The sequence below is a fragment of the Citrobacter sp. genome, from assembly GCF_050252275.1.
Taxonomy (GTDB): Bacteria; Pseudomonadota; Gammaproteobacteria; order Enterobacterales; family Enterobacteriaceae; genus Citrobacter_A; species Citrobacter_A amalonaticus.
The window spans coordinates 1-11978 of sequence record NZ_JBFWLF010000130.1 but is presented as its reverse complement, the minus strand read 5'-3'; the positions used below and the strand labels follow the sequence as shown (position 1 = coordinate 11978).

At 55.1% G+C, this 11978-nt stretch carries 9 protein-coding genes and 1 pseudogene; 6 read left to right on the top strand and 4 right to left on the bottom strand.

The annotated features are described in order from the left end of the window. From AB7E14_RS12600 to AB7E14_RS12580, 5 genes are all read left to right on the top strand, one after another. Positions 1-662: fructose-specific PTS transporter subunit EIIC (locus tag AB7E14_RS12600; RefSeq protein WP_428169568.1), on the top strand; the 662-nt coding region annotated here is incomplete at its 5' end. A gap of 15 nt (positions 663-677) precedes the next feature. Next, positions 678-998: a PTS fructose-like transporter subunit IIB gene (locus tag AB7E14_RS12595; protein ID WP_044327320.1), complete on the top strand. Its 321-nt coding sequence runs from the start codon at positions 678-680 to the stop codon at positions 996-998. A gap of 102 nt (positions 999-1100) precedes the next feature. Continuing rightward, positions 1101-3398 carry a formate C-acetyltransferase gene (locus AB7E14_RS12590; RefSeq protein ID WP_316962755.1) on the top strand — a complete coding sequence of 766 codons (2298 nt, stop codon included), beginning with the start codon at positions 1101-1103 and terminating at the stop codon, positions 3396-3398. Then, positions 3364-4242, top strand: a complete 879-nt coding sequence (locus AB7E14_RS12585) for a [formate-C-acetyltransferase]-activating enzyme (RefSeq protein ID WP_316962754.1) — start codon at positions 3364-3366, stop codon at positions 4240-4242. The genes AB7E14_RS12590 and AB7E14_RS12585 overlap by 35 nt, the downstream gene beginning before the upstream one ends. A 1-nt stretch (position 4243) precedes the next feature. Next, complete coding sequence (locus tag AB7E14_RS12580; RefSeq protein ID WP_042998943.1) at positions 4244-4600, top strand: PTS fructose-like transporter subunit IIB; 357 nt, start codon at positions 4244-4246, stop codon at positions 4598-4600. Here the strand turns inward: AB7E14_RS12580 and AB7E14_RS12575 are convergent. The 4 genes from AB7E14_RS12575 to argE form a co-directional block, all read right to left on the bottom strand. Further along, entirely contained in the window at positions 4587-5438 is an 852-nt protein-coding gene (locus tag AB7E14_RS12575) for a helix-turn-helix transcriptional regulator (RefSeq protein WP_042998944.1), read from the bottom strand. The two genes, AB7E14_RS12580 and AB7E14_RS12575, sit on opposite strands and share 14 nt — an antisense overlap. A gap of 87 nt (positions 5439-5525) precedes the next feature. Then, complete coding sequence (locus AB7E14_RS12570) at positions 5526-7259, bottom strand: phosphoethanolamine transferase CptA (RefSeq protein ID WP_428169567.1); 1734 nt, start codon at positions 7257-7259, stop codon at positions 5526-5528. A gap of 204 nt (positions 7260-7463) precedes the next feature. Next, on the bottom strand, positions 7464-10115 hold the full coding sequence (ppc, locus tag AB7E14_RS12565; protein WP_042998946.1) for a phosphoenolpyruvate carboxylase: 2652 nt from the start codon (positions 10113-10115) through the stop codon (positions 7464-7466). A gap of 370 nt (positions 10116-10485) precedes the next feature. Further along, on the bottom strand, positions 10486-11637 hold the full coding sequence (argE, locus tag AB7E14_RS12560) for an acetylornithine deacetylase (RefSeq protein ID WP_044257496.1): 1152 nt from the start codon (positions 11635-11637) through the stop codon (positions 10486-10488). A gap of 88 nt (positions 11638-11725) precedes the next feature. Between argE and AB7E14_RS12555 the strand changes: the two are divergent. Beyond that, a pseudogene (locus tag AB7E14_RS12555) lies at positions 11726-11978 on the top strand (N-acetyl-gamma-glutamyl-phosphate reductase); the annotation flags it as partial.

The following is an 11978-nucleotide window of genomic DNA, read 5'->3' as shown; positions in this document are numbered from 1 at the left end:
TCATCGGGACCTTTATTACGGCGGGCATCATGATGTGGGGTCTGGGCGAACCCGTTGGCGCGCTGACCGCCAGTCTGACCCAGTGGCTGCAAGGCATGCAGCAGGGCAGCATCGTGGTGTTGGCGGTGATTATGGGGCTGATGCTGGCCTTTGACATGGGCGGCCCGATCAACAAAGTGGCCTACGCCTTCATGCTGATTTGTGTAGCGCAGGGGGTTTACACCGTGGTGGCCATTGCGGCGGTCGGGATCTGCGTGCCGCCGCTGGGCTTAGGACTGGCGACGCTGGTGGGGCGTAAAAATTTCTCTTCTGAAGAGCGCGAAGCCGGTAAAGCGGCGCTGGTGATGGGGTGTGTGGGCGTTACCGAAGGGGCGATTCCTTTCGCTGCCGCTGACCCGCTGCGCGTCATTCCTTCCATCATGCTGGGTTCGGCCTGTGGTGCGGTCACGGCGGCATTGTTCGGCGCTCAGTGTTACGCAGGCTGGGGTGGACTGATCGTGCTGCCGGTGGTGGAAGGGAAACTAGGTTATGTCGCCGCGGTGGCGGTAGGTGCGGTGGTGACGGCTATCTGTGTGAACGTGCTGAAAAGCCTGGCGCGCAAGAATGTCTCTCAGACCGACGAGAAAGAAGACGATCTGGATTTAGATTTTGAAATTAATTAAGTGAGGAGTGGCGTCATGACGAAAATTATTGCAGTAACCGCATGTCCTTCAGGTGTTGCACATACCTATATGGCCGCTGAAGCGCTGGAAAGTGCAGCCAAATCGAAAGGCTGGGAAGTGAAAGTGGAGACGCAGGGCTCTATTGGCCTGGAAAATGAACTGACACCCGCTGATGTGGCACAGGCTGATATCGTCATTCTGACCAAGGATATCGGGATTAAATTTGAGGAGCGTTTTGCTGGTAAGACTATCGTCCGTGTCAACATCAGCGATGCGGTAAAACGCGCCGACGCGATTATGAACAAGATTGGCGCGCATCTGGCGCAAACCGCATAAGTTTTTTGTGTTCCGGATGGCGGCGCTGCCTTATCCGGCCTACGAATTTGTAGGCCTGATAAGCGTAGCGCCATCAGGCATTCATGCCCACAGGAGTTCCTCATGACCCACCGCATCCACCGCTTAAAAGCGGCACTCTTTCAGAACAGCAGGGAAATTTCGCTTGAGCGTGCAATGCTGTATACCGCCAGTCATCAACAGACGGAAGGGGAGCCGGTCATTTTACGTCGGGCTAAAGCGACCGCGTATATCCTCGAGCATGTCGAGATTTCGATTCGTGATGAGGAACTGATTGCCGGCAACCGTACCGTTAAACCGCGTGCGGGCATCATGTCGCCGGAGATGGACCCGTACTGGCTGCTCAACGAGTTGGATCAGTTCCCGACTCGTCCCCAGGACCGTTTCGACATCAGCGAAGACGATAAACGCCTCTATCGTGATGTGCTGTTCCCTTACTGGGAAAAACGGTCGATGAAGGATTTCATCAACGGTCAGATGACGGATGAGGTTAAGGCCGCCGTCAGTACCCAGATTTTTAGCATCAACCAGACGGATAAGGGACAGGGGCATATCATCATTGATTATCCGCGCCTGCTGAATCATGGGCTGGGTGAACTGGTGATGGAGATGCGCGCTCACTGCGAGCAGGCGCCGGATAACGCCTTTTATCAGGCGGCACTGCTGCTGCTGGAAGCGTCGCAGCGCCACATTCTGCGTTATGCCGTACTGGCGGAAGAGATGGCTGAACGCTGCCCTGACGTCACTCGTCGCCAGGAGTTGCTGACTATCGCTGCCAACTCGCGGCATAACGTGCAGCATAAGCCGCACACCTTCTGGCAGGCGTGCCAGTTGTTCTGGTACATGAACATCATTTTGCAGTACGAGTCCAACGCCAGTTCGCTGTCGCTGGGGCGTTTCGATCAGTACATGCTGCCGTTTTATCAGGCGTCGCTGACGCAGGGAGACGATCCCGCATTCCTGAAAGAACTGCTGGAATCGCTGTGGGTGAAATGCAACGACATTGTGCTCCTGCGTTCGACCAGCAGCGCACGTTATTTCGCTGGCTTCCCGACCGGCTATACCGCGCTACTTGGCGGCCTGACGGAGAATGGCCGCAGTGCGGTAAACGTGCTTTCATTCCTCTGTCTCGATGCCTATCAGAGCGTGCAGTTACCCCAGCCGAATCTGGGCGTTCGCACCAACACGCTGATTGATACGCCGTTTCTGATGAAGACCGCCGAGACTATCCGCCTGGGTACCGGTATTCCACAGATCTTTAATGATGAAGTGGTGATCCCGGCATTCCTCAACCGGGGCGTCTCGCTGGAAGATGCGCGTGATTACGCCGTGGTCGGGTGCGTGGAGTTGTCGATTCCGGGCAGAACCTATGGCCTGCATGATATCGCCATGTTCAATCTGTTGAAGGTCATGGAAATTAGCCTGTACGAGAATGAAGGTAATGGTGAACTGACCCGGGACGGTCTGCTGGCACATATTCGCACCAAAATCAGCCACTACATCACGCTGATGGTCGAAGGCAGTAATATTTGCGACATCGGCCATCGCGACTGGGCGCCGGTGCCGTTGCTCTCCTCGTTTATCAGTGATTGTCTGGAGAAGGGATGTGACATCACCGACGGCGGCGCGCGCTATAATTTCTCGGGTGTGCAGGGCATTGGCATCGCCAACCTCAGCGATTCTCTGCATGCGCTGAATGGACTGGTGTTTGAGCAGCAGCGAATCAGTTTCGATGAGTTACTTGCGGTGTTAAAGGCCAATTTCGCCACGCCGGAAGGGGAAAAGATCCGCGCCAGGTTGATCAACCGCTTCCAGAAATACGGTAATGACATTGATGAGGTGGACAACATCAGCGCCGAACTGCTGCGTTATTACTGCAAAGAGGTGGAGAAGTATCAGAATCCGCGTGGCGGGCAGTTTACGCCGGGTTCTTATACCGTGTCCGCACACGTGCCGTTGGGGGCGGTGGTAGGGGCGACACCGGACGGGCGTTTTTCCGGAGAGCAACTGGCGGATGGCGGCCTTTCGCCGATGCTTGGACAGGATATGCAGGGACCGACGGCGGTGCTGAAATCGGTCAGTAAGCTGGATAACACGCTGTTGTCCAACGGGACGTTGCTGAACGTGAAGTTCACGCCCGCCACGCTGGAAGGAGAGGCAGGATTACACAAGCTGTGCGATTTCTTGCGCGCCTTTACCCAGCTCAAATTGCAGCATATTCAGTTTAACGTGGTGAATGCCGAAACGCTGCGGGAAGCGCAACTGCGACCCCAGGATTTCGCCGGGCTGGTGGTACGCGTGGCAGGGTATAGCGCCTTCTTTGTCGAGCTGTCGAAGGAAATTCAGGATGACATCATTCGCCGCACCGCGCATCAGTTGTGAGGTTGTGGAGTCGTGCGACGAGGAGGTCGCACGCATCTTCAATATTCAACGGTATTCGCTGAATGACGGTCAGGGGATCCGCACGGTGGTCTTTTTTAAAGGCTGCCCGCACACCTGCCCGTGGTGCGCCAATCCGGAATCGATCTCGCCACGAATTGAAACGGTGCGACGGGAAAGCAAATGCCTGCGCTGTACGCCGTGTCTGCGTGATGCCGACGAGTGTCCTTCCGGGGCGTTTGCGCGGATTGGCCGTGATGTCACCCTGGATGAGCTGGAACGTGAGGTGATGAAAGATGACGTTTTCTTTCGCACCTCTGGCGGCGGGGTGACGCTGTCGGGCGGAGAGGTGTTGATGCAGGCGGCTTTCGCTACGCGATTCTTACAGCGTCTGCGGCGCTGGGGTGTGCATTGTGCAATTGAAACGGCAGGCGATGCCCCCGCCCGTCGGCTGCTTCCGCTGGCGAAAGCGTGTGATGAAGTGCTGTTCGATTTAAAGATCATGGAGCCTGAACGGGCCCGTGAGATTGTGGCGATGAATATGCCACGCGTCGTGGCTAATTTGCGGATGCTGGTGGCGGAGGGCGTTAACGTGATCCCCCGTTTGCCGCTGATCCCCGGTTACACGCTCACACATGAGAATATGCAGCGCGCGCTGACGTTACTGTTATCGCTTGGTATAAAGCAATTGCACCTGCTACCGTTTCATCTCTATGGTGAGCCGAAATATCGGTTGCTCGGGCAGCAGTGGGGGATGAAGGACGTCCCTGCGCCAACGGAACAGATTATTGCCCAAATGCGTGAGATGGCGGAGAACGCGGGCTTTCAGGTCACAACAGGAGGGTAATATGTCCGTTTCAACAGGGCGATTTCTGGTCGCGGTGACGGCCTGCGTAAGCGGTGTGGCCCATACCTACATGGCGGCTGAACGGCTGGAGAAGTTATGCCAGCAGGAAAAATGGACCATTAAGATTGAAACGCAGGGGGCGCTTGGTACGGAAAATCGCTTAACCGAAGAGGATATCCGTCGGGCGGATGCCGTGCTGCTGATTACCGATATCGAACTGGCGGGGGCGGAACGTTTCACTCAATGCCGTTATGTCCAGTCCGGCATTAACGCCTTTCTGCGCGAACCGCAGCGTGTCATGAGCGCGGTGCGTAAGTTGCTTTCCGCTCCGCAATATACCCATCTTATTCTGGACTGACCTGCTTTTCCGTTAGCTGGCTGTGATACTGACGACGATATTCTGACGGCGAGCGTTCGGTGTTTTTACGAAACAGGCGGCAAAAGTAGTTACTATCCACAAATCCGCAGGTGTGCGCGACTTCTTTCACTTTTAAGTCGTAGCCTTTCAACAAGGTCTTTGCGTGTTCCAGTCGCGTATGGTTCAGGTATTCGTTAAAGCCAACCGCCCCCGTTTTTTGAAACAGATGCGAGAGATAGTTCGGCGAGATATAGAACGCCTGCGCCACCGATTCCCGGGTGAGCGGTGAGGCGTAGCGCTCGTCAATGTAGTCGCGGATAGCCTCAAACAGCGCCTGGCTGCGCGAGGCAGTCTGGATCTGGCTGCCAAGCAGGTCGCGACAGTGGCTGAGCAGGCTGGCGACAATCAACCGCGCCGTTTGCTGCTCCTGCGGCTGCATTTGCATTTCATTGAGCGTCTGCAACAGAAAGGAACCGATACGCGGGCCACGGCGCGCCACGTGCTGTTTGACCAGATTCTGGTATGTTTCCCCGTCCCATTGCACCACGCTGAATCCGAGCTGTTGTTTGCCGAACAGGATACTGAGCGTAATGACCGGCACCTGCCACTGCGGAAGATTCCAGCCACCTGCTGGCACATAGAGCACATCGTATGGGGTGAGCGTGTCGGTGAGGCTGGCGTCGGTCAGTTCACCTTCCAGCACGATTTCCAGACGGGGAAAATCGACCTGATACGCCAGCGCCGGGATGGGGGTGAGCGTACTGGCAAAGAAAATCTGGCGCAGCGGCGCGGGGCCATGAATCAGGCGGGATAGAAGATGGCTGACGTCTTGATACATGATGATCCCTTGCGTTGCGCAGACAAGGAAACAGTAACCGCCAGTGTGAAAAAAGGCCACCCTAAAAAGCGTGGCCTGCTGAATGACTTACTGATTTCCGACCTGATCGCCATACGGCAGAGTGTCGTAATCAATCAGCGCATTTTTCTTGTATGGGTTACCAATCCAGCGCGTGGTTTCTTTGAACTGCGGGCTGGTGATGGAGCGCGTCGGATCGAAACCGTCGTAGGTCAGCCCGGCTAAGTCGGACCAGGTGTGGATCAGTTCCGAACTGCTGTACTTACGATTCACATCTTGTGATAAATCACGCGGATGCGCGGCCTGCCATTTGTCGGACGTCCACAACAGGAACGGCACGGTATACATGTGACGCGTCGGGTTGTCCTCGTTACGACCCTGCGTTTTATGCGGCGGGGTGTCATACACCTCTTCGCCATGGTCGGAGAAATAGAGCAGGAAGCCGTTCGGATCGGTCGCTTTATAATCCTTAATCAGGCTCGCGACGACTTTGTCGTTATACAGGTTGGCGTTGTCGTAATCGTTATACGATTCCAGCTCTTCTGCGCTCAGGCCTGGCGGAACATGATCGGTACTGCCGTCGAACTTGCCCTGGTCTTCCGGGTAACGGAATTTGTACTTAATGTGCGTGCCCAGCAAATGCACGATGATGAACTTTTTCGGTGCCGGATCAGCCATGATTTTCTTAAATGGCGTTAGCACGTTAGTGTCATATTCGCGCGCGCTTTGCGTACGCTGCTGGTTCATATAGAACTGCTCATCGGTCTGCTTAGAGAAAACCGTCAGCATGGTGTTACGGGCGGTCATCGTCTGCTGGTTTGTGATCCAGTAGGTCTTATACCCCGCCTGTTTCATCATGTTCATCAGCGACGGTTTCGTCAGATACAGGTCCGGGTTCTTCTCGTTCGCGAAGGTCAGCGCCTGTTGCAAGATTTCGATCGTGTAAGGACGTGAGGTCACGACGTTGTTAAACACGGTCAGATTCGGATCCGACTGATGCAATGCGTCCAGTTCCGGCGTGGTTTCACGCGGATAACCGTACAGACTCATGCGGCCACGTTGGGTGGATTCGCCAATCACCAGCACCAGCGTGCGCGGCGCGTCGCCGGAATTGTCTTTAAAATTGCTCAGCGGAGGCAAAGCGTGGTTCTGACTAAACAGGTTGTTAAGTGAGGTCAACTGGCGCTGATACTGGTAGTAACCAATGACAAACTGCCATGGTGCCGCCGGTTCCATACGTGAGGAGAGGCCGCTTAGCGTTTTTTCATACGGCGAGTTGCCAAACGCAGAACGAACCACAAACGGGTTCAGGATCAGCCCATACAGCAGCGCAAAAGAGACGAGCCAACGCCAGCGTCCGGGAATATAGACGGGGCGCAGTCGTGTCCAGAGAAACACGGCGACGACGGTATAGGCCAGCGCAATGGCGATAATCTTCAGGCTGAAGTATTGGCTCAGGTATTCACTGGCTTCGTTGGCGTTGGTCTCAAACATCACGAACAGGACGCTTTGCGAAAACTCTTGCCCGTAGATGACGTAATAGCAGAGCGTGGCCAGCGACGTCGCCCATAACACGATCCCCACCACCGCAGCAATAATGCGGGTCCGACTCGGGAACAGGAAAATTGGGATCAGCCAAAGGGAGCTGTAAAGCAACGAGTCACGCAGTCCGTTGGTACCGCTGAAACCCGTAATTAAAATAATGGCCTGTAATAAAGAGGAGAAAAACCAAAAATAGAGAAGCGCCCAGCCAAGGGCTTTCCAGCTAAATGATGGCGTAGACTGGAGGGTTGTGGATTGCATATTGTCAGCCTGTCTTTAAACGTGGTGCCAAACGTAGCGACTAAACCTTAAGAGAATCTGAAGCACCGGTGCAAAGGCACACGTTGCTCTGAAAAATCTCACGGTGGAAAAAACAGACAGAAATATAGTGAATGTGCGGAGGTTATGACAGAACTATTTCAACCCCCTCGCGCGCAATAGCACGAGAGGGGGTTAGGGGGAAAATTAGCCGGTATTACGCATACCTGCCGCCACGCCGGCAATGGTGACCATCAGCGCTTGTTCAACGCGAGGATCGGGCTCTTTGCCCTGTTGTTCCGTCAGTCGTGAGCGGTGTAACAGCTCAGCCTGCAGGACGTTCAGCGGGTCGGTGTAGATATTCCGTAACTGGATAGACTCGGCAATCCACGGGAGATCGGCCATCAGATGTGAATCGTTGGCAATTGCCAGCACCACTTTGATGTCTTCTTCCAGCAGTTCGCGCAGCTCCTTGCCCAGCGGCCACAGCGCTTTCGCGACCAGGCGCTGATCGTAATATTCCGCCAGCCACAGATCCGCTTTCGAGAACACCATTTCCAGCATGCCGAGACGGGTGGAGAAGAACGGCCAGTCGCGGCACATCGCTTCCAGTTCGCTCTGTTTACCATCTTCCACTACTTTTTGCAGCGCGGTACCGGCACCGAGCCAGGCTGGCAACATCAGGCGGTTCTGCGTCCAGGCGAAAATCCACGGAATAGCGCGCAGAGATTCCACACCACCGGTCGGGCGACGTTTCGCTGGACGCGAACCGAGCGGCAGTTTGCCCAGTTCCTGTTCCGGCGTTGCGGAGCGGAAGTATGGGACAAAGTCTTTGTTTTCACGCACGTAGCCACGGTACACGTCACAGGAGATGACTGAAAGTTCGTCCATGATGTGACGCCAGGCGTCTTTCGGCTCTGGCGGCGGCAGCAGGTTCGCTTCCAGAATAGCGCTGGTGTATAGCGACAGGCTGCTGACGGTGACTTCCGGCAGACCGTATTTGAAACGGATCATCTCGCCCTGTTCGGTCACGCGCAGACCGCCTTTCAGGCTGCCCGGTGGTTGTGAAAGCAGGGCGGCATGGGCCGGTGCGCCCCCGCGACCGATAGAACCACCGCGACCATGGAACAGCGTCAGTTCGATACCGGCTTTCTCGCAGGTTTTGATCAACGCATCCTGCGCCTGATACTGCGCCCAGGAGGCGGCCATTACGCCGGCGTCTTTTGCTGAGTCGGAATAACCAATCATCACCATCTGCTTGCCCTGAATCAGACCGCGATACCAGTCGATGTTCAGCAGTTGGGTCATGACGTCGTCGGCATTGTTCAGGTCGTCAAGGGTCTCGAACAGCGGGGCTACCGGCATGGCAAAGCCAATTCCGGCTTCTTTCAATAGTAGATGCACAGCCAGCACGTCAGATGGCGTTTTTGCCATTGAGATGACGTAGGCAGCAATGGAGCCTTTCGGCGCTTCGGCGATGACTTTACAGGTGTCGAGCACTTCACGAGTGTCATTACTCGGCTCCCAGTTGCGCGGTAGCAGCGGGCGTTTGGAGTTCAGCTCACGGATCAGGAAGGCCTGTTTGTCCGCTTCTGACCAGCTTTCGTAATCACCAATGCCGAGGTAGCGGGTCAGTTCACCCAGCGCTTCGGTGTGGCGGGTGCTTTCCTGGCGGATATCAATACGCACCAGCGGGACGCCAAAACATTTCACACGACGCAGGGTGTCGAGCAGTTCACCGTTGGCGATAATGCCCATGCCGCAGGCTTGCAGTGACCGGTAGCAGGCGTACAGCGGTTCCCATAGCTGTTCGTTTTGCGTCAGCAGACCTGCCGGTTTCGGCAGCTTCTCGCCTTTCAGACGCGCTTCCAGCCAGGCCTGGGTTGCCATCAGGCGCGAGCGCAGGTTTTTCATCAGATAGCGGTAAGGCTCCGAAGCGCCTTCTTCACCGACCATCGCTAACAGTTCCGGCGTGGCATCGACCATCGACAGCTCGGAAACCAGAACCTGAATATCTTTCAGGAACAGGTCGGTTGCTTTCCAGCGGCTCAGCAGCAGAACGTGGCGGGTGATATCTGCGGTTACATTCGGGTTGCCGTCACGATCGCCGCCCATCCATGAGGTGAAACGGACTGGAACGAAATCAACGGGTAACTGGTAGCCCAGATTATCTTCCAGCTGTTCGTTCAGCTCGCGTAAATAGTTCGGTACGCCCTGCCATAGGCTGTTCTCGACCACCGCGAAGCCCCATTTGGCTTCATCAACCGGGCTTGGGCGCAGCTTACGAATTTCATCGGTGTGCCAGGACTGGGCAATCAGCTGGCGCAGACGGCGCATCAACTGGTGGCGTTCGTATTCAACGATATCTTTGTTATCGAGCTGCTTCAGACAGGCGTTGATTTCGCCCATTTTGTGGATCAGTGTGCGACGGGTAATTTCCGTCGGATGTGCGGTCAGCACCAGCTCAAGAGACAACGACTCTACCGCTTTTTTGATGATGGCGTCGTTCAGCTCTGGCTGGTTTTTCAGTTTACGCAGGGTGCGGGCAATCACTTCCGGGTTGCTGGCGCCTTCGCCTTTTGGCGAACTGCTGTGATATTGCTCGGCGGTGTTGGCCAGGTTCAGGAACTGGCTAAACGCGCGTGCGACCGGCAGCAACTCGTCATTCGACAAATTCTGTAACGTGGTGAGCAACTCCTGGCGATTTGCTTCATTGCCAGCGCGTGAGGATTTAGACAGCTTACGGATTGTTTCTACGCGATCAAGAATGTTCTCTCCCAGCGCATCCTTGATGGTTTCTCCCAGCACTTTGCCGAGCATACTGACATTACTACGCAACGCGGAATATTGTTCGTTCATATTAACCCAGACACCCCATCTTTAATCTATGAGTCCTGTATCTTTCACGCCACAGCGGCGTTGGCTGCGCTCGCCCACCCAGGTCACTTACTTATGTAAGCGCCCTGGGATGGCTCGTTTGTCGCCTTGCTGTGACACGAAATCTTTCGGACTTTGTTTAGTAGTCGTCTTTTATAAAGCCACGTAAAACCCGTGGCGTCAATTGCGGCGAAATCGGTTCAGCAAACGAATAAATGCGGGTAATTTACGAAATTTAATTCATATCCAGCCAGATAAGAAATGCTTATCGGAATGTGAAAATGCATTGCCGGATGGCGCTGCGCATATCCGGCCTACCATCGGAGGTAGGCCGGGAAAGCGGGTAGTTCGATCAGTGCCAGCAGAAGTGGTGTACGACCTGGGTGATTAACTCACGGGTGGGCTTAATAAAACGCGTCTCGAGATATTCGTCAGGCTGGTGCGCCTGATTGATTGAACCCGGTCCCAACACCAGCGTTGGGCACAGGGTCTGAATAAACGGCGCTTCGGTGCAGTAGTTCACGACATCGGTTTTTTCGCCCAGCAGTTTCTCCACTACCTCGACAAGCTGATGGTCCGGCGGACACTCGTAACCAGGGATCGGCGGATGGAGTTCGGCAACGGTCAGACGACCCGGCCAGCGTTCGCTCACTGGCGCCAGGGCTTCCGTCAGCAAACCATCCAGATCGCCCAGCGTCATGCCCGGCAGCGGACGGATATCCATATGCAGTTCACAGCAGGCACAAATTCGGTTCGACGCATCGCCACCGTGCAGACTACCCAGATTCAGGGTGGGATATGGTACGGTGAACGCGTCGTAGTGATAACGCGCTTTCAGAGTATCGCGCAGTTGCATAATGCGACCAATCGCGTCGTGCATCAGTTCGATGGCGTTCACGCCGCGTGCCGGATCGCTGGAGTGACCGGACTGGCCCATCACCCGTACCGCCGTCGAGATATGACCTTTGTGAGCGCGAATCGGCTGTAGCGACGTGGGCTCACCGATGATCGCGCAATCAGGACGAATCGACGCGTTTTCCGAGAAGTAACGCGCCCCCGCCATACTGGTCTCTTCATCTGCCGTCGCCAGGATGTAGAGCGGTTTTTTCAGTTGTGTCACATCAACGTCGCGAAGCGCGTCGAGAATAAATGCGAAGAAGCCCTTCATATCTGCGGTACCCAGACCGTAGAGCTTATTGTCATGCTCGGTAAGGGTGAAGGGATCGCGCGTCCAGCGCCCATCGTCAAACGGTACGGTGTCGGTATGACCCGTGAGCAGTAAGCCGCCAGCTCCTTGTCCGGTGCTGGCCAGCAGATTGAATTTATTGCGGGTTCCCGGGACCGGTTGAATCTCAACGTTGAAACCGAGATCGCTGAACCAACCCGCCAGCAGATTGATTAAAGACTCATTGCTCTGATCCAGTGCTTCTTCGGTAGCGCTGATGGACGGCGTGGCAATCAGCGCGCGGTAGATCTCGATAAATGGCGGTAAGTTCATTTTCATTGTTGACACACCTTAGGTCGTGATAGTATCAATATTCATGCAATAAATGTGCATAAAAATACATTAACGTTGAGCATAAAGGAACCTGATGTTGAATACGCTGATTGTAGGCGCTAGCGGTTATGCGGGCGCAGAGCTTGTAAGCTACGTGAATCGCCACCCTCATATGACCATAACCGCTTTGACCGTCTCAGCGCAAAGCAATGATGCGGGAAAGTTAATTTCTGATTTGCATCCACAGCTTAAAGGCATCGTCGATCTGCCGTTGCAGCCGATGTCCGATATCAGCGAGTTTACCGATGGCGTGGATGTGGTGTTTTTAGCCACCGCCCACGAAGTCA

Coding starts and splice junctions, on each gene's coding strand:
- argE (WP_044257496.1), bottom strand. CDS start 11,637: ATGAAAATGAACTTACCGCCATTTATCGAGATCTACCGCGCGCTGATT.
- ppc (WP_042998946.1), bottom strand. CDS start 10,115: ATGAACGAACAATATTCCGCGTTGCGTAGTAATGTCAGTATGCTCGGC.
- AB7E14_RS12590 (WP_316962755.1), top strand. CDS start 1,101: ATGACCCACCGCATCCACCGCTTAAAAGCGGCACTCTTTCAGAACAGC.
- AB7E14_RS12575 (WP_042998944.1), bottom strand. CDS start 5,438: ATGTATCAAGACGTCAGCCATCTTCTATCCCGCCTGATTCATGGCCCC.
- AB7E14_RS12595 (WP_044327320.1), top strand. CDS start 678: ATGACGAAAATTATTGCAGTAACCGCATGTCCTTCAGGTGTTGCACAT.
- AB7E14_RS12570 (WP_428169567.1), bottom strand. CDS start 7,259: ATGCAATCCACAACCCTCCAGTCTACGCCATCATTTAGCTGGAAAGCC.
- AB7E14_RS12585 (WP_316962754.1), top strand. CDS start 3,364: ATGACATCATTCGCCGCACCGCGCATCAGTTGTGAGGTTGTGGAGTCG.
- AB7E14_RS12580 (WP_042998943.1), top strand. CDS start 4,244: ATGTCCGTTTCAACAGGGCGATTTCTGGTCGCGGTGACGGCCTGCGTA.